The 17,963-nt window shown below is 72.5% G+C and carries 15 protein-coding genes; 7 read left to right on the forward strand and 8 right to left on the reverse strand.

Features of this window, described 5'->3' with window-relative positions; translation table 11 throughout:
• The first annotated feature begins 340 nt into the window (after positions 1-340).
• From ACZ7MF_RS04480 to ACZ7MF_RS04500, 5 genes are all read left to right on the forward strand, one after another.
• On the forward strand, positions 341-1,840 hold the full coding sequence (locus ACZ7MF_RS04480; protein WP_471474442.1) for a xanthine dehydrogenase small subunit: 1,500 nt from the start codon (positions 341-343) through the stop codon (positions 1,838-1,840).
• Positions 1,837-4,254 (forward strand): xanthine dehydrogenase molybdopterin binding subunit, encoded by a 2,418-nt coding sequence (xdhB, locus tag ACZ7MF_RS04485; RefSeq protein WP_471474443.1) that lies wholly within the window; start codon positions 1,837-1,839, stop codon positions 4,252-4,254. Before ACZ7MF_RS04480 ends, xdhB begins: the two co-directional genes overlap by 4 nt.
• 1 nt (position 4,255) lies before the next feature.
• On the forward strand, positions 4,256-5,065 hold the full coding sequence (gene xdhC, locus ACZ7MF_RS04490) for a xanthine dehydrogenase accessory protein XdhC (protein WP_471474445.1): 810 nt from the start codon (positions 4,256-4,258) through the stop codon (positions 5,063-5,065).
• Between the two features lie 192 nt (positions 5,066-5,257).
• A complete protein-coding gene (locus tag ACZ7MF_RS04495; protein ID WP_471474446.1) occupies positions 5,258-5,761 on the forward strand; it encodes a nucleoside deaminase in 504 nt (167 codons plus the stop codon).
• Between the two features lie 95 nt (positions 5,762-5,856).
• A complete protein-coding gene (locus tag ACZ7MF_RS04500) occupies positions 5,857-7,899 on the forward strand; it encodes a thioredoxin domain-containing protein (RefSeq protein WP_471474447.1) in 2,043 nt (680 codons plus the stop codon).
• A 10-nt stretch (positions 7,900-7,909) separates the two neighbouring features.
• Here the strand turns inward: ACZ7MF_RS04500 and ACZ7MF_RS04505 are convergent, their stop codons facing one another.
• From ACZ7MF_RS04505 to trhA, 3 genes are all read right to left on the reverse strand, one after another.
• Entirely contained in the window at positions 7,910-8,638 is a 729-nt protein-coding gene (locus ACZ7MF_RS04505; protein ID WP_471474449.1) for a Mut7-C RNAse domain-containing protein, read from the reverse strand.
• Between the two features lie 33 nt (positions 8,639-8,671).
• The gene (locus ACZ7MF_RS04510) at positions 8,672-9,367 is read right to left on the reverse strand and encodes an acyl-CoA-like ligand-binding transcription factor (RefSeq protein WP_471474450.1); all 696 of its coding nucleotides are present in this window, start codon (positions 9,365-9,367) and stop codon (positions 8,672-8,674) included.
• Between the two features lie 74 nt (positions 9,368-9,441).
• Positions 9,442-10,146, reverse strand: a complete 705-nt coding sequence (gene trhA / locus ACZ7MF_RS04515) for a PAQR family membrane homeostasis protein TrhA (RefSeq protein ID WP_356860411.1) — start codon at positions 10,144-10,146, stop codon at positions 9,442-9,444.
• A 286-nt stretch (positions 10,147-10,432) separates the two neighbouring features.
• Here trhA and ACZ7MF_RS04520 point away from each other — a divergent pair, with 286 nt between their 5' ends.
• A complete protein-coding gene (locus tag ACZ7MF_RS04520) occupies positions 10,433-12,262 on the forward strand; it encodes a phosphoenolpyruvate carboxykinase (GTP) (protein ID WP_471474451.1) in 1,830 nt (609 codons plus the stop codon).
• A gap of 189 nt (positions 12,263-12,451) precedes the next feature.
• Here the strand turns inward: ACZ7MF_RS04520 and ACZ7MF_RS04525 are convergent, their stop codons facing one another.
• The 4 genes from ACZ7MF_RS04525 to ACZ7MF_RS04540 all read right to left on the reverse strand — a co-directional run bounded on the left by ACZ7MF_RS04525 (position 12,452) and on the right by ACZ7MF_RS04540 (position 16,980).
• Positions 12,452-13,057, reverse strand: coding sequence for a hypothetical protein (locus tag ACZ7MF_RS04525; protein ID WP_471474453.1), 606 nt, complete (start codon positions 13,055-13,057; stop codon positions 12,452-12,454).
• The gene (locus ACZ7MF_RS04530; RefSeq protein ID WP_471474454.1) at positions 13,044-14,621 is read right to left on the reverse strand and encodes a vWA domain-containing protein; all 1,578 of its coding nucleotides are present in this window, start codon (positions 14,619-14,621) and stop codon (positions 13,044-13,046) included. Before ACZ7MF_RS04530 ends, ACZ7MF_RS04525 begins: the two co-directional genes overlap by 14 nt.
• The gene (locus ACZ7MF_RS04535) at positions 14,618-15,811 is read right to left on the reverse strand and encodes a toxic anion resistance protein (RefSeq protein ID WP_471474455.1); all 1,194 of its coding nucleotides are present in this window, start codon (positions 15,809-15,811) and stop codon (positions 14,618-14,620) included. The genes ACZ7MF_RS04530 and ACZ7MF_RS04535 overlap by 4 nt, the downstream gene beginning before the upstream one ends.
• 89 nt (positions 15,812-15,900) lie before the next feature.
• Complete coding sequence (locus ACZ7MF_RS04540) at positions 15,901-16,980, reverse strand: hypothetical protein (RefSeq protein ID WP_471474457.1); 1,080 nt, start codon at positions 16,978-16,980, stop codon at positions 15,901-15,903.
• 225 nt (positions 16,981-17,205) lie between these two features.
• On the opposite strand from ACZ7MF_RS04540, the gene ACZ7MF_RS04545 reads away from it, so the two are divergent.
• A complete protein-coding gene (locus ACZ7MF_RS04545) occupies positions 17,206-17,388 on the forward strand; it encodes a hypothetical protein (protein WP_471474458.1) in 183 nt (60 codons plus the stop codon).
• 88 nt (positions 17,389-17,476) lie between these two features.
• Here ACZ7MF_RS04545 and ACZ7MF_RS04550 read toward each other — a convergent pair whose 3' ends face one another.
• Positions 17,477-17,896, reverse strand: coding sequence for an SCO4983 family protein (locus tag ACZ7MF_RS04550; protein WP_471474459.1), 420 nt, complete (start codon positions 17,894-17,896; stop codon positions 17,477-17,479).
• Positions 17,897-17,963: the final 67 nt, after the last annotated feature.

Genomic DNA, 17,963 nt, shown 5'->3' on the forward strand with positions numbered 1-17,963 from the left:
CTACCGACAGGAGGCGACCGGCAGATGTACACCAACTCTGACCTGAGTCGCCTCGCCCGCCGCACCGTGTGGGTTTCGGGTCGGGTCGCGCACGGCTGCTGACACGCCGTTCCGCCGTGCCCCCGCGTGGCACGTTCCGGGTTTCTGGGTTTCTGGGTTTCTCCCTCACTTTCACCACTTCACGGCATGCCCCTGTCGCGTGCCGATCTGCGCTCGCTATTTCTCACGCGGCGCGTCCGAGCATAGAAAGCTGCCTGAAATTGGCGAACATGATGAATCGACGTGTCTCGAATCGACCTGTCCCGAATCGACCCGCCCCGCGTCGAAATGAAGGTCTGTCATGGTGACGGCACGGATCACGGTCAACGGAAAAGAAGCGCCCATCGCACCGGCCGCCCCGCACACCACGGTGCTCGACTTCCTGCGCGAGCGCGGCCTCACCGGCACCAAGGAGGGCTGCGCGGAGGGTGAGTGCGGCGCCTGTTCGGTCCTGGTGGCCCGCCCGGGGGTGAACAAGCCCACCGACTGGGTTCCGGTCAACGCCTGCCTGGTCCCGGTCGCGGCGCTCGACGGGCAGGAGGTCGTCACCTCCGAGGGCCTCGCCACCGTCGAGGCGCCCGGCACGCCGCCCGTCCTGCACCCGGTGCAGGAGGAGATGGCGGTCCGCGGCGGCTCCCAGTGCGGTTACTGCACGCCGGGGTTCGTGTGCAGCATGGCGGCCGAGTACTACCGGCCGGACCGCTGCGCACACGCGGACCAGGGTGCGGACCCGAGCGCTGCCGACAGCGCCGACGGCGGCGACGGCGGCGACGCCGAGCACGGTCCGAACGGCTTCGACCTGCACGCGCTCAGCGGCAACCTGTGCCGCTGCACCGGCTACCGGCCGATCCGCGACGCCGCGTTCGCCGTCGGCACGCCCACCGACGAGGACCCGCTGGCCCGGCGCCGCGAGCAGGACCCGCCCGCGCCGGTCGCCACCGAGTACCGCCAGGACGACAGCGCCTTCCTGCGCCGGAGCACCCTGGCCGAGACGCTGCGGCTGCTGCGCGAGCGGCCCGACGCGGTGGTGGTCGCGGGCAGCACCGACTACGGCGTGGAGGTCAACATCCGCTCCCGCCGGGCCGATTGCGTGGTCGCCGTCGACCGGCTGCCCGAACTGCGGGACCTGCGGGTCGAGTCCGACCACGTCGAGATCGGCGCCGCGCTGACGCTCACCGAGATCGAACGCCGCCTGGACGGCAGTGTCCCGCTGCTGGCGCAGCTGTTCCCGCAGTTCGCGTCCCGGCTGATCCGCAACGGCGCGACCCTCGGCGGCAACCTGGGCACCGGCTCGCCCATCGGCGACAGCCCGCCGGTGCTGCTCGCGCTGGAGGCGTCGCTGGTGCTTGCCGACGCCGACGGCGAGCGCGAGGTCCCGCTGGCCGACTACTTCACCGGCTACCGGCAGAGCGTGCGCCGTCCCGGCGAGCTGATCCGCGCCGTGCGCCTGCCACTGCCGCTGTCACCGGTCACGGCCTTCCACAAGATCGCCAAGCGGCGCTTCGACGACATCTCCAGCGTGGCGGTCGCCTTCGCGCTCGACGTCGAGGGCGGCACCGTCCGCAAGGCGCGCATCGGGCTCGGCGGCGTGGCCGCCACCCCGGTCCGCGCGCTCGCCACCGAGGCCGCCCTGGAGGGCCGGCCGTGGACCACCGAGACCGCGGAGGCCGCGGCCGAGGTGCTGCGGGGCGAAGGCACGCCGATGAGCGACCACCGGGCCAGTGCCGGCTACCGGGCCGCGATGCTCGGCCAGAGCCTGCTGAAGCTGTACGCACAGACCACCGAGGCGGTGCCGTCATGAGCCACCTGTCCGAGCGTCCCGAGAAGCCCGTCGTCGGCGTCTCCATGCCGCACGAGAGTGCCGTCCAGCACGTCACCGGTGCCGCGCTGTACACCGACGACCTGGTCCAGCGCACCAAGGACGTGCTGCACGCCTACCCGGTCCAGGTCATGAAGGCCCGCGGGAAGGTCACCGCACTGCGCACCGGACCCGCCCTCGCGGTGCCCGGCGTGGTGCGGGTGCTGACCGGCGCCGACGTGCCCGGCGTCAACGACGCCGGCATGAAGCACGACGAGCCGCTCTTCCCCGACGAGGTCATGTTCCACGGCCACGCGGTCGCCTGGGTGCTCGGCGAGACCCTGGAGGCGGCCAGGATCGGCGCGGCGGCCGTGGAGGTGGACCTCGAGGAACTGCCCTCCCTGATCACGCTCCAGGACGCCATCGCGGCGGACAGCTACCACGGCGCCCGGCCCGTCATGACGCACGGCGACGTCGACGCGGGCTTCGCCGATTCGGCACACGTGTTCACCGGCGAGTTCCAGTTCTCCGGCCAGGAGCACTTCTACCTGGAGACGCACGCGGCCCTCGCCCAGGTCGACGAGAACGGGCAGGTGTTCATCCAGAGCAGCACCCAGCACCCGTCCGAGACCCAGGAGATCGTCTCGCACGTGCTCGGTGTGCCCTCCCACGAGGTGACCGTGCAGTGCCTGCGGATGGGCGGCGGCTTCGGCGGCAAGGAGATGCAGCCGCACGGGTTCGCGGCCGTCGCCGCGCTCGGCGCCAAGCTGACCGGCCGCCCGGTGCGGTTCCGGCTCAACCGCACCCAGGACCTCACCATGTCCGGCAAGCGGCACGGCTTCCACGCCACCTGGAAGATCGGCTTCGACACCGAGGGCCGCATCCAGGCCCTCGACGCCACGCTTACCGCGGACGGCGGCTGGAGCCTGGACCTGTCCGAGCCGGTGCTCGCCCGCGCGCTGTGCCACATCGACAACACCTACTGGATCCCCAACGCCCGTGTCGCCGGGCGCATCGCCAGGACCAACACCGTCTCCAACACCGCCTTCCGCGGCTTCGGCGGGCCGCAGGGCATGCTGGTGATCGAGGACATCCTGGGCCGCTGCGCGCCCCGGCTCGGCGTGGACGCCAAGAAGCTGCGCGAACGCAACTTCTACCGGCCGGGCCAGGGCCAGACGACCCCGTACGGGCAGCCGGTCACCCAGCCCGAGCGGATCGCCGCCGTCTGGCAGCAGGTCCAGGACAACGGCCACATCGCCGACCGCGAGCGCGAGATCGCCGCCTTCAACGCCGCGCACCCGCACACCAAGCGGGCCCTCGCGGTCACCGGCGTGAAGTTCGGCATCTCGTTCAACCTCACCGCCTTCAACCAGGGCGGCGCGCTGGTGCTGATCTACAAGGACGGCTCCGTCCTGATCAACCACGGCGGCACCGAGATGGGCCAGGGCCTGCACACCAAGATGCTCCAGGTGGCCGCGACCACGCTGGGCATCCCGCTGCACAAGGTGCGCCTCGCCCCGACCCGCACCGACAAGGTGCCCAACACCTCCGCCACCGCGGCCAGTTCCGGAGCCGACCTCAACGGCGGGGCGGTGAAGAACGCCTGCGAGCAGCTGCGCGAACGGCTGCTGCGGGTGGCCGCGAGCCAGTTGGGCTCCAGCGCCTCGGACGTGCGCATCGTCGAGGGCGTCGCGCGCACCCTGGGCAGCGACCAGGAGCTGGCCTGGGACGACCTCGTGCACACCGCGTACTTCCAGCGGGTCCAGCTCTCCGCGGCCGGCTACTACCGGACCGAGGGGCTGCACTGGGACGCCAAGACCTTCCAGGGGTCGCCGTTCAAGTACTTCGCCATCGGCGCCGCCGCGACCGAGGTGGAGGTGGACGGCTTCACCGGCGCGTACCGCATCCGGCGGGTGGACATCGTGCACGACGTCGGCGACAGCCTGTCCCCGCTGATCGACATCGGCCAGGTCGAGGGCGGCTTCGTGCAGGGCGCGGGCTGGCTGACCCTGGAGGACCTGCGCTGGGACACCGGTGAAGGACCGAACCGCGGCCGCCTGCTGACCCAGGCCGCCAGCACGTACAAGCTGCCGAGCTTCTCGGAGATGCCCGAGGAGTTCAACGTCACCCTCCTGGAGAACGCCACCGAAGAGGGTGCGGTGTTCGGGTCCAAGGCGGTGGGCGAGCCGCCGCTGATGCTGGCGTTCTCGGTGCGCGAGGCGCTGCGGCAGGCGGCCGCCGCGTTCGGGCCGCGGGGGACGGCCGTCGAGCTGGCCTCGCCCGCCACGCCGGAGGCGGTGTACTGGGCGATCGAGTCGGCCCGGCACGGTGGCGCCGCCGGGAACGGCCGCGTCCGCGACGAGTCGGCCGTCGGCAGCGGGGCCCGCACCGGCGTGGAAGCGCTGAGCGGTGCCTGACATGACCTGGATCGCCGCGGTCGCGCGGTTGCGGGCACGCCGGGAGCCCGGCGTGCTGGTGACCGTCGCGACCGTGCGCGGCCACGCCCCACGTGACGCCGGCGCCAAACTCGTCGTGGGGCGGACCGGGACCTGGGGCTCGATCGGTGGCGGCAATGTCGAGGCCGTCGCCATCGACCGGGCCCGGGAGATGATCGCCGCGGCCGCACCGGAACCGGAGATGCTGGACTTCGCCCTCAACGACAAGGTGACCAACCGGCACGGCGTGCAGTGCTGCGGCGGCACCGTCGCCGTGCTGCTCGAACCACTGCCGGTGGTCCGGGCGGTGGCGGTCTTCGGCGTGGGGCACGTCGGTCTGGAACTGGCGCGCGTCCTGGCCCGACAGGACCTCGACCTCCACCTGATCGACAGCCGCGCCGAGCTCCTGACCGAGGAGCGGCTCGGGGTGCTGGCGGACGCGGTGGCGCAGGTGCACACGCACCACACGCCGCTGCTGCCGGAGGAGGTGCTGGCCGAGCTGCCGCCCGGCACCCACGTCCTGATCATGACCCACGACCACGCCGAGGACGCCGCCCTGTGCGACGCCGCCCTGCGCACGGACCACCTCGGGTCCATCGGCCTGATCGGCTCGGCCGCCAAGTGGGCGCGGTTCCGCAAGCGCCTCGCCACCGAGGGCGGCCACGACGACGCCGTCATCGACCGCATCAAGACCCCGATCGGGCTGGCCGACATCACCGGCAAGGAACCCGCGACCATCGCCGTGAGCGTCGCGGCGGACCTGCTGCGCACCTTCGAGGCGGACGGGGACTGACCCCTGCGGGGTGGTTGTCCGCCCTTGTAGGAATCTATGAAGCGCCGGTCGCAGCCTGCCCGTACTTCATGTTTTCGGCCCCTGGCCGGGTCTCGTCGGCGAGCGGTGTACTGCTCCTACGCCTCCTCCCCGTGAAGCGCACCGGCCCGCACGCCGTACTCCCGCACGCTGCCTGCCCAAGAAGGAGCACGCATGACGACCGACACCCTCGAGACCGGCATCCGCGAGTTCGAGCGCGCCTGGATGGACAAGGCCATCGAGCTGGCCACCACCAGCGTCCGCAACGGCGGCGGCCCCTTCGGCGCCCTGATCGCCAAGGGCGGTGAGATCGTCGCCCTCGGCAACAACCAGGTCACCTCCAGCCTCGACCCCACCGCGCACGCCGAGGTCAGCGCCATCCGCGCCGCCTGCAAGACGCTCGGCACGTTCAGCCTGGAGGGCTGCACCCTCGTCACGTCCTGCGAGCCCTGCCCGATGTGCCTCTCCTCGGCCCTGTGGGCCCGCGTCGACCGCCTCGTCTTCTCCGCCGACCGCCACGACGCCGCCGTGGCCGGCTTCGACGACCGCAAGTTCTACGACCTGTTCGAGAAGCGGCCCCAGGAGCTGTGGCCCATGACCGTGGAACACCTCGACCTGCCCCACCGCACCCAGCCGTTCGACGCCTGGATCGCCAAGACCGACCGCGTCGACTACTGAACACCAGCCCCTCCTGACCTCCGGCCGCCCCGTCCGTACGCCCCCGCACCCGTGGCGTATGGGCGGGGCGGCGGCGCGTGCGCAAGGATGGACACATGCCCAACCGACTTGCGCAGGCGACGTCCCCCTACCTCCTCCAGCACGCGGAGAACCCGGTCGACTGGTGGCCGTGGGAGGCCGAGGCGTTCGAAGAAGCCCGGCGGCGCGGTGTCCCCGTCCTGCTGAGCGTCGGCTACAGCGCGTGCCACTGGTGCCACGTCATGGCGCACGAGTCGTTCGAGGACGGGCCCACCGCCGAGTACCTCAACTCGCACTTCGTGAGTGTCAAGGTCGACCGCGAGGAGCGTCCCGACGTCGACGCCGTCTACATGGAGGCCGTGCAGGCGGCCACCGGGCAGGGCGGCTGGCCCATGACCGTGTTCCTCACGCCGGACGCGGAGCCCTTCTACTTCGGCACCTACTTCCCGCCCGAGCCCCGGCACGGCATGCCCTCCTTCCGGCAGGTGCTCCAGGGCGTCCAGCAGGCCTGGGCGGAACGGCGCGACGAGGTCGACGAGGTCGCCGGGAAGATCGTGCGGGACCTCGCCGGGCGGGAGATCTCCTACGGCGACGCCGAGGCGCCCGGCGAGGAGCAGCTCGGGCAGGCGCTGCTCGGGCTCACCCGGGAGTACGACGCGCAGCGCGGCGGGTTCGGCGGGGCGCCGAAGTTCCCGCCGTCCATGGTGATCGAGTTCCTGCTGCGCCACCACGCCCGCACCGGCGCCGAGGGCGCGCTCCAGATGGCGGCCGACACCTGCGAGCGGATGGCCCGCGGCGGCATCTACGATCAGCTGGGCGGCGGCTTCGCCCGCTACTCCGTGGACCGAGAGTGGGTCGTGCCGCACTTCGAGAAGATGCTGTACGACAACGCGCTGCTGTGCCGCGTGTACGCCCACCTGTGGCGGGCCACCGGCTCGGACCTGGCCCGCCGGGTCGCGCTGGAGACCGCCGACTTCATGGTGCGGGAACTGCGCACCGCCGAGGGCGGGTTCGCCTCCGCGCTGGACGCCGACAGCGACGACGGGACCGGGAAGCACGTCGAGGGCGCCTACTACGTGTGGACGCCCGCGCAGCTCACCGAGGTGCTCGGGGCGGACGACGCGGAAGTGGCCGCGCAGTACTTCGGCGTGACCCCGGAGGGGACCTTCGAGCACGGTGCCTCCGTGCTGCAACTGCCGCAGCAGGACGGTGTCTTCGACGCCGCGCGGATCGCGTCGGTCCGGGAGCGGCTGCTCGCCGCGCGGGACGGCCGTTCCGCCCCGGGCCGGGACGACAAGGTGGTCGCCGCCTGGAACGGCCTGGCGATCGCCGCGCTCGCCGAGACCGGCGCCTACTTCGAACGCCCCGACCTGGTCGAGGCCGCCGTCGCCGCCGCCGACCTGCTGGTGCGCCTGCACCTGGACGAGCAGGTCCGGCTCACCCGCACCAGCAAGGACGGCAGGGCCGGGGCCAACGCCGGGGTGCTGGAGGACTACGCCGACGTGGCCGAGGGCTTCCTCGCGCTGGCGTCGGTCACCGGGGAGGGCGTCTGGCTGGACTTCGCCGGTTTCCTGCTCGACCACGTCCTCGTCCGCTTCACGGACGAGTCCGGCTCGCTGTACGACACCGCGGCCGACGCCGAGCAGCTGATCCGCCGCCCGCAGGACCCCACCGACAACGCCACGCCGTCCGGCTGGAGCGCCGCAGCGGGCGCGCTGCTGTCGTACGCCGCGCACACCGGCTCCGCACCCCACCGCGCGGCCGCCGAGCGCGCCCTCGGCGTGGTGAAGGCGCTCGGCCCGCGCGTCCCGCGCTTCATCGGCTGGGGGCTGGCGGCCGCCGAGGCGCTGCTCGACGGCCCGCGCGAGGTCGCCGTGGTCGCGCCGACGCCGGCCGACCCCGCCGCGCGCGGGCTGCACCGTACGGCGCTGCTCGGGACCGCGCCGGGAGCGGTGGTCGCCTTCGGCACCGAGGGGAGCGACGAGTTCCCGCTGCTCGCCGACCGGCCCCTGGTGGGCGGCGCCCCGGCCGCGTACGTCTGCCGGAACTTCACCTGCGACGCCCCGACCACCGACCCGGACCGGCTGCGTGCGGCGCTGGGCGTCGCCCCGAGCAGCTGAGCCGGTCCGCTCAGGCGTCGCGGGTACTGCTCACGGCGCGCTCCACGATCGCCTCCAGCTGCTCGTGGTGCGCGCCCCGCCAGTAGGCGCGGCCGCACGCGGTGCACTGGGCGAAGACGTCGTACGACCGCTGCGTGCCGCCCTTGAGCTGCTCCGCCACCTCTTCCTTGGTGGCCGTCCTGAGCAGTCCGTTGCAGGCGGTGCACCGCGTCCAGGGGCTCAGTGCGGGCCGGAACCGGTCCAGGACCTCCTGGAGCTGCTCCTCGGGGCGGATGCTGTAGACGTAGGCGCCGGCCCACAGCTCGCGGCGGCGCAGCAGTCCGCGGTCGCGGCTGAGCAGGACCCGCTTCTCGGCCGCCGACAGCGCGGCGAGCGCCGGGTCGCCGAGGTCCGTCGACTCGTACGCCGTGTCCACGCCGAGCAGCCGCAGCCGGCGGGCGAGGGTGCCGAGGTGCACGTCGAGCAGGAACCGCAGGGGAGCGCCGGGCACCTGCTGGGGGTGCTGGACGGGCCGCACGCGCACCGACTCGCCGCCCGCCGGGATGTGGCCGGGCGGCACCTCGCGGCCGTCGACGAGCAGGGCGCCGACCTCGGTCAGCGGGACCCCGAGGGACTCGACGAGATGGCCGAGGGTGGAGACGCCGTCGGTGGCCGCGCGGGCGGCGCCGGTGGGGCGGGCGCGCGGGACGAACAGGTGCAGCTCGGGGGCGAACTCGACGTGGATCTCGGGACCGTTCACCCGGTCAGGATGCCACGGGACGGCGCCCGGGCCTCAGCCTTTTCGAGGGCCTTCCGGAGGGCCTTCCGGAGGGCCTTTTCGGTGGCTTTCCCGGTGGCCTTCCCGGAGGGCGGGCAGCCCGTTCTCCAGGGTGTCCAGCGCGCGGTCGACCAGCTCGGCCAGGCTCTCCTCGTGGTCGTGCTCGGCCCAGTACCTGGAGACCTCCATCAGGCCGCCGACCAGGGACATCGACACGATCCTGACCTCGAGGCCGTCCGGGTCGAGGCCGGTGCGGTCGGCGATGGCGCGGGCGAGCATCCGACCGGTGGCCGACATGTCCTCCAGCATGCGCGCACGCACCGCGGGCACCTCGGCCAGCAGCCGCGTCCGCAGCCGGGTCAGCTCGGCCTCCTCACCGGCGCCGAGGTCGAGGGCCTTGCGCAGCACGTGCCGCAGGGAGTCCGACCACGGTTCCCCCGCGGGCCGGGCGGCGAGTTCCGCGGCCATGACCGGGTCGTACTCGTCCGTGAGGACGATGTCCTCCTTGGCCGGGAAGTAGCGCAGCACGGTCGACGGCGACACCTCGGCGCGCTCGGCGATCTGCTCGACCGTCGTGGCCTCGTACCCCTGCTCACGGATCAGCCCGTAGGTCGCGGCGCGGATCGCCTCACGGGTCTTGATCTTCTTCCGCTCCCGCAGACCCGGCCGCGGGGCCTCGGCGGGGGAGGGGGCGGAACGTGCGGCGGTCATACGGATCATTCTCGGCCACGCGGGGACCGCGTGGCGACCGTGCGGCGGGGGCGACCGACGGCGGCCCGGGCGGCTCAGTACGCGACCAGCGAGATCCCCACGTAGTGCGCGATGAAGGCGGCCAGCGTGAAGGAGTGGAACACCTCGTGGAAGCCGAACCAGCGCGGTGAGGGGTTGGGGCGCTTGAGGCCGTAGATCACGCCGCCCGCGCTGTAGAGCAGGCCGCCGACGATCACCAGGACGAGGACGGCGATGCCGCCGGCCCGCATGAACTCGGGCAGGTAGAAGACGGCCGCCCAGCCCATGGCGAGGTAGCAGGGGGTGTAGAGCCAGCGCGGGGCGCCGACCCAGAAGACCCGGAAGACGATGCCGGCCGCGGCGGCCGCCCAGATGCCCCACAGCAGCCACTCGCCCTTGGCGCCGGGCAGCAGCAGCATCGTGAGCGGGGTGTAGGTGCCCGCGATGATCAGGAAGATGTTGGCGTGGTCGAGGCGGCGCAGTACGCCGTCCATGCGCGGGCTCCAGTTGCCCCGGTGGTAGAGCGCGCTGACGCCGAACAGCAGGCAGGCCGTCAGGACGTAGACACCGCAGGCTATGCGGCCCTCGGGCGACTCGGCGAGGGCGGTGAGCACCAGACCGGCGATCAGGACGGCGGGGAACATGCCGAGGTGCAGCCAGCCGCGCAGCTTCGGCTTGACCGGATGCGGGAGGGAGAGCGCTACGGGCCCGCGGCCGTCGGCCGGCAGGTCCCTGGGCGCGTCGGGGACGGACGCAGTCATGGGCGCATCGTACCTACGGTTCCGTAAGTTACGTATCAGTACGGACGTATGACGAACGGCGAGTGGCCATCGTCTCACGGGGGGCCCGGGGGTGCACCCGCGGTGCGGGCACGTGGCGATCCTCACGCCGCTCAGTTGTGACGCCCTCTGGACAGATGGGCGCTCGGGTCGGATGATCAAATGAGTGCGGTCGACACCGGATGAGCGCTCACGAGGCACACGTCACGCATCCGGGTCGCAGCCCCCACGGGGCCTCCAACAAAAAACCCCTCATTTAGGAGCAATCGTGGCGCGCGACATCGCGGCTCCCCCCGTCCCCACCAACCACCAGGAACTGATCTCGTGGGTGAACGAGATCGCCGAACTGACCCAGCCGGACGCAGTGGTCTGGTGCGACGGATCCGAGGCCGAGTACGAGCGCCTGTGCGGGGAGCTCGTCGAGAAGGGCACCTTCCGCAAACTCGACCCGATCAAGCGCCCCAACTCGTACTACGCGGCCTCCGACCCCTCCGACGTCGCGCGCGTCGAGGACCGGACCTTCATCTGCTCCGCCAAGGAGGAGGACGCCGGCCCGACCAACCACTGGAAGGACCCCGCCGAGATGCGGGAGATCTTCCGTGGTGACCAGGGAGAAGGCGGGCTGTTCCGCGGTTCCATGCGCGGCCGGACCATGTACGTCGTGCCCTTCTGCATGGGCCCCCTCGGCTCCCCGCTCTCCGCGCTCGGCGTCGAGATCACCGACTCCGCGTACGTCGCCGCCTCCATGCGCACCATGACCCGCATGGGACAGCCGGTCCTGGACGGGCTGGGCGAGACGGGCTTCTTCGTCAAGGCCGTGCACTCCGTCGGCGCCCCGCTCGCGGAGGGCGAGGCGGACGTCCCGTGGCCCTGCAACAGCACCAAGTACATCTCGCACTTCCCCGAGGACCGCGAGATCTGGTCCTACGGCTCCGGCTACGGCGGCAACGCCCTGCTCGGCAAGAAGTGCTACGCCCTGCGCATCGCCTCCGTCATGGCCCGCGACGAGGGCTGGCTCGCCGAGCACATGCTGGTGCTGAAGCTGACGCCGCCCACCGGCGCGCCCAAGTACGTCGCCGCCGCCTTCCCGTCGGCCTGCGGCAAGACCAACCTCGCCATGCTGGAGCCCACGATCTCCGGCTGGACCGTGGAGACCATCGGCGACGACATCGCCTGGATGCGCTTCGGCGAGGACGGCCGCCTGTACGCCATCAACCCCGAGGCCGGTTTCTTCGGCGTCGCGCCCGGCACCGGTGAGCACACCAACGCCAACGCGATGAAGACCCTCTGGGGCAACTCGGTCTTCACCAACGTCGCCCTCACCGACGACGGCGACGTGTGGTGGGAGGGAATGACCGAGGAGACGCCCGCCCACCTGACGGACTGGAAGGGCAACGACTGGACGCCCGAGTCCGGCACGCCCGCCGCGCACCCCAACGCCCGCTTCACCACGCCCGCCGCGCAGTGCCCGATCATCGCGCCGGAGTGGGAGGACCCCAAGGGCGTGCCGATCTCGGCGATCCTCTTCGGCGGACGCCGTGCCACCGCGGTCCCGCTGGTCACCGAGTCCTTCGACTGGAACCACGGCGTCTTCCTCGGCGCCAACGTGGCCTCCGAGAAGACCGCCGCCGCCGAGGGCAAGGTCGGCGAGCTGCGCCGCGATCCCTTCGCCATGCTGCCGTTCTGCGGCTACAACATGGGCGACTACATGGGGCACTGGGTCGACGTGGCCAAGGACAAGGACCAGTCCAAGCTGCCCAAGATCTACTACGTCAACTGGTTCCGCAAGGACGACGACGGCAAGTTCGTCTGGCCCGGCTTCGGCGAGAACGGCCGCGTCCTGAAGTGGATCGTGGAGCGCCTGGAGGGCAGGGCGGACGGCGTCGAGACCCCGATCGGCGTGCTGCCGACCAAGGAGTCCCTCGACACCGAAGGACTCGACCTCGCCGACGCCGACCTGGAGTTCCTGCTCGGCGTCGACAAGGAGGTGTGGCGCGAGGAGGCGGCACTCGTCCCCGAGCACCTGAACACCTTCGGCGACCACACGCCCGCCGAACTGTGGGACCAGTACCGGGCGCTGGTGCGGCGCCTGGGCTGAGCACCGTCCCCACCCAGCTCCGTGGCCGGTCCGACTAGCCCTGACCCGCGAAGTCGTCACGAAGGCCGGTCACGTAGGGGGTCTCCCCGCGCTCCAGTAGCTCTTCGTACCCCGGAGCGCGGGGAAGCCCCGCTCGGGCCGGGTCCCCGCACAACGGCGTGCGACGGACCCGGCCCTTCGGCACGCGGGTCAGCTTTCCGAGCGGTCCCGCAGATACCGCGTGTGCGACTCCTGCCGCCGGGCCTCGGCGTCCCGCAGCCGGTCCGTCAGCCGCTCCGCCTCCTCCCGCAGCAGCGCCAACTGCCGCTCCAGATGCCGCTCCGGCGGCTCCTGCCCGGGCGTCAGCCGCGTCCACCAGCGGGTCCGCACGTAGGCGTCGACGGCCTCCGGAACGTCCTGCCGCACCGCCCGCGACACGGTGTGCAGTCCCTCGGGGTCGGCCGCGAGCACCTCGGCGACCCAGCCGGGTTCCAGCAGCGCTGCCAGCAGCCCGGTCAGTCCGGCCAGCCGCTCCTCGGCGGTCTGCGGCAGTTCCACGTCCGTCAGATAGCCGCGCAGCCGGCCGAAGTCGCCGCGTACCTCCTCCAACTGGGCCGACGGGTCCGGGAAGTCGGGTAGTGCGGGCCGCTCCGGCGGGGCGAGCAGCGCGCCCGCGCCGTACAGACCCGCGACGACCACCGGCCAGTAGGGCCCCGCCGTGCCCGTGAAGGTCAGCACCAGTCCGGCCAGCCCGCAGGCGCCACCGGTCAGGTTCTTGCGGGACTCCAGGAAGCCGATGAGCCTACTGGTAGCCACGGATCTCCTCGAAGGCGCCGTCCAGGGACCCCTTCTGCGCGTCGAAGAGCCGGCCGCCGGTGAGTTCGGCGATGTGCGTCAGCTCCGCACGGTCGGAGTCGCCGAACAGGATCGGGAACACCGGGATCTCCCGCCGCTCCTCGCTCAGCGAGCCGTAGAAGCGGTCGAAGCCGGCCGCGTCGGTGCCGGTGGTGTTCTCGCCGTCCGTCATCAGCACGATCGACGTGAACGCGTCCCGCCCGCCGTCGAGATGGCCGTACGCCTTCTCCAGCGAGGTGTAGACCGCGGTGTCGCCCTCGGCGGTCAGGCGCGCGGTGTCCCGGCGGATGCCCTCCAGACCGGAGCCGGGGTCGGCGGGGTCCACCACATGGGTCGCCACCCGCTTCACCCGCGACCCGAACGGCATCAGCGTCACCTCCTCGCGGTCGCGGAAGTCCCCGGTCAGGGCGGTGAGCGCGGTCTTCAGCCGCTCCAGTCGCTCGCCCGCCATCGAGCCGGAGGTGTCGAGGACGTACACGGTCCGGGACGGGCGGCGCAGCTCGTTCTCGTACGCGTCGAGCAGGCCGTCGGCGACGGAGCGCGAGCCGGGGGAGGGCAGTTCGCGCCGCCGGCTCGTGTCCAGGCCGGTGGCGGGCGGCACGGAGGTGAGGACCGGGCGGCGATGCGTGGTGCGGGTGATCTCCCGCTGGATCTCCGGTGTGCGCAGCGCCTCGGCGAGGCGGCGGACGTCGTCGCGGGTGGCCTCGTCCGTGGACGCGAGGGTGGAGAGCGGGTAGTCGGCGGTGAGCACGCCGTCGGTGGGGCGGATCACGGTGAGGCCCGGGATGCCCATGAGGACGGACTCGTAGTTCAGCAGCGCGTCCACGTTCCCGCGCCGCTCGTACGCCGCCGCCAGCCAGCCCGACGAACCCGAGGTCAGCTGCTGCCCGGTGAAGAACTCCCGCAGTCTGGGCGTCGCCTTCGCCACGTCGGCGTCGGTGAGCGCGGACTGGGCGCCGGAGAGCGCGGAGGCGACCGAGACGAGGGTGGCGAAGCCGGAGTTGGAGCGGGCCGGGTCGGTCATGCCGTAGGTGAGCTTCCCGTCGGTGACGGCCCGCTCGACCTGGGACCAGGTGACCGACCCGGGCCGCCAGCCCAGCCGCCGGGCGGTGGCGTCCTTGACGCCGATCGCGACCGGGCTGGCCATCACCGGCGTCTCGGAGACGATCCGCCCGGCCGCCTCGGGGCGCAGCCGCAGCGAGTCGTTGGAGGACAGCCACACGGCGTCGTACTTGCCGTCCGTCGTGCCCTTCGCCAGCAGGTCCACGGCATCCAGGGTGCCGATCGGGGTGAGCCGGACGGTGAGGCCGGTGTCCTCGCGGACCCGGTCGAGCACCGGCTTCATGTCGCTCAGTTCGCTGGAGGCGAGGACGCGCAGGGTGCCGGGCTCGGCGCTGCCCAGCACCCCGGGAGTCGGCGCCCCGCCCGACCCGTCACCGTCCCCCTGCGAGGTACAGGCGGTGAGCAGGGCGAGCGCGGTGAGGCAGACGGCGAGGGCGCGTCTCGTGCGACGGCCGTGTCTCATGCGAGGCCCCCGTCCCGGGAGATGTCCAGGGCGCCCCGTGAACGGCTGCGCTCCAGGTACGCGTTCGCGTGCCGGAGTTCACCGGTCAGGGACTCCACGGTCGCCGCCATCGCCTCCGTGGCCTGGGCCTTGTAGGAGTCGATGGTGTCGAGGGTGCGGTAGATCTGCTGGAAGGCGGCGCGCAGGGTCTCCGCCCCCACCGCGGGGTCGGCGGCGATGCGCTGGATGTCACCGGTCTGGGTGGCGAGCATCTCCGCGTTGCCCCGGATCAGGTCCTCCGTCGTCCCGCGCAACGCGTCGACCTGTGCGACGACCTTCTTCTGGTGGTCCAGCGCGGTGGCCAGCATCACGGAGATCCGCAGGGCCGACACGGTGGTCGTGGCCGCCCGGTCGACGCCCTTGACCAGCTCCTCGTTGTTGCGGCGTACGACGTCCATCGCGAGGTAGCCCTGGGCGCACACCGCGAGCTGGGTGAGCAGGTCCTGGTGCTTCTGCCGGACCGGGAAGAGGACGTCCGCGCGCAGGGCGTCGGCGGCCTGCGGGTCGCCCCGCTCGACCCCGGCGACGTGTTCCTGCACGGCCGTGTCGAGCGCCTCGGTGAGCACGACGTACTCCTGGAGCTTGCCCATGGTCTCCCACAGGCGGACCCGCTCGGTCTGCAACGCCGCGTTGTCACGCCGCAGTTCGTCCTGTCCGCCGCGCAGCGAGCCGACGACCCGGTTCAGGGTGCCCTGGGCGGAGGCGTACTTGGCGACGTGGTCGCGCAGCCGGTTGCCGCCGGGCAGCCGCGACAGGAGCCTGCGGCCCTTCGACGCGGGCAGATCGCGCGGGTCCAGGTCCTCCACCACGCGCCGCAGCTCCACCAGGGAACCCGCCACCCGGGTCTGGGCGTCGCCGCCCTGGTCGGGCAGGCTGCGCACCGTCCGTTCCAGCATGCGGTTGGACTGCGCGGCGGCGGTGCGCATCTCGGCGGCGCCGAGGCCGGTGATCTCGCCGACCTTGCCGGCGAACTCGGGCGAGCGGGCGTCGAGCGCGGCGAGTCCGTCCACGTAGGCGGCGGCCCTGCGGGCCATGTCGGCGCGGGTCGCCTCGTCGACGGGCACGAGGCCGCCGGCCCGCTCCCGCGGTACGGGGGCGACGGGCTCGGGCGGGGTGAGAGTGAGCGTGAGGTCGTGGTCGGTGCCGTTCACGTGGCCGAATCCCCCTGTGGTCCGCTGGTGTTCCGCTGCTGGTCCGGTCGTGTCCGCCGGTGGCCGGGCCGGCCGGTGGTCGCGGGCCGTCATCCGCGCGCCCTGACGGCCATCTCGCGCAGCACCTCGGACGTGGGCACCGGCGCCTGCCGGACGCCGGTCAGCCGCTGGTTGAGATACGCGGTGTGGGCCTCGGTGGCCCGGGTGAACTCGGCGGACGCGCCCTGCGGCCGGAACCCGTGCCGCACGGCCAGTCGCCGCAGCTCCGGGTCGGCGGAGAGGAGTTCGCCCAGCTCCCGGCCCGTGTCGGTGAGCGGTACGACCGTGTGGTCGCTGGTGGCGGTGGTGTCCGGGTACAGGACGACCAGGTCCGAGACGGCGTCCCCGCCCTCCCCGAGCAGCGCGGCCACCTGTGACTCGTACGCCAGCACCAGCGGTTCGCCGACGCCGCTGGTGAAGTCCCGGAAGGTGGCGTCCGAGCTGGACTTCTGGGCGCCCTGCACCTGGACCAGCCTGCGCAGCAGGGGCGCCGTACGGTCCAGACCGGCGTCGTTCGACACCACGCGGCCGCCATTGGCGACGTAGGAGGCGGCTGCCAGGTAGAGCGCGCCGGAGTTGGAGGTCTCCGGGTCGGTGGTCGCCACGTACAGCGTCCCGGTCAGCTCGGTGTGCCGGCCGGCGCCCTCCAGCTGCTGCCAGGTGCGGCCCGCGCGGGCCGCGTCGAGGTAGGCGTCCATCCTGAGGGTGCCGCCCCGGCTGCGCTCCAGCGTCACGAGCCCGTTCGCCGCCAGGACCGCCGCGGTGGAGCGGTGGGTCACCACGACGAGGGGCGAGTAGAAGGGCCGGGGCAGCGGCTTTCGCACCCCGTACTTGTCGGCGAGTTCGTCGGCCGGGGCCTGGCTGGACGGGAAGGCGAGGTCGTAGCCCTTGAGGTCCAGCTCCTCCATGGCCCAGGACCCGGAGGTCTCGGCCCGCACGGTGTAGCCCCTGGCGGCGAGGGCCTTCACCACTTCGGGGTCGGCGAAGAACTGCGCCTTCTCCGACCCGATGACCATGCGCACGGTCTTCGTTGCCGCGCCTGTCTCCTCGTTGTCCCGGCCCGCGACGACGGCGGCCACCACGCCACCGATCAGCAGGACCGCGAGGACGATTCCAGCGATTCGTCTCACGCGGCGAGCGTGCTCCCGGAATCAGACGTTCCTGGCGGGTCCCGGTGAACGGGAGGTGACCGCGTCATACCGGTATGCAACGGGAACCGCCCACTCCGCCCGCCGACAACGCCCCGGCGGGCGTCAAGCATGCGCCGCTCTCCGCGCGGTACTCGGAGGGACGCGGTCGAGGAGCACCCGGAGGTCCGCGGCCGCGGAGAACAGGGAAAGGGAGAGGGATCCGCCATGGCAGACGGTGATGACTTCTACAAGCGGGACCGGCCGCGGGACCCCGACCCGCAGCTGAAGGAGGACCGCCCGCGCGGTGGCGGCCCGGAGGATCCGGACGGCCGCGGTACCTGGCCCGTGTGGGCGATCATCCTCGTGATCGTCCTGGGCTTCGTCGTCCTGACGGTGCTCTTCGGGTGATCCGGCGGGCGGGCGCGGGTGTGTGGCACCCGGTCCGCGCGTCGCTGCGGGTGCGCGCGGACCGGGGCCGTTCGGGGCCCGGGAGGGCTCAGCGGGACGCGAGCGGGCGCGGCTCCAGGGCCGCGGAGTGCGCGTCCATGCGCTCGGCGGTCAGGATCGCGACCGCCGTGTCGGCGCGGGAGGCCGCGACCACCAGGGCGCGGGCCGCCAGGGTGTGCGCCCGCCGGTGCAGGACCGCCGGACGCGATTCCTGGCCGCCGGCGACCTTCAGCCGGACCGGCGCCTGACCTCCCCGCAGCCGGGCCACCTGCTCGGCGAGCCGCTCGGCGGCGGCGTCCAGGCCGGTGTCGGGTGCCAGGGCGCGCAGCTCGTCGGTGACCGCGAGCAGTGCCGCGAGGTGGCCCGCGAGCTGGATGTCCAGCTCCTCGTCCCGGGACCGGCGGGGGAAGTCCGTGGGGGTGCCGGCCATCGTGCTGTGGACCGACTTGCTGCGGATCGGCTCGTACATGGATGGCCTCCTGAGTGCTTCAGGAAACCATCCTACATTAGATCCAATCTAAAGTTGACGGCGTTCG

The organism is Streptomyces sp. NPDC111628, from assembly GCF_055635195.1.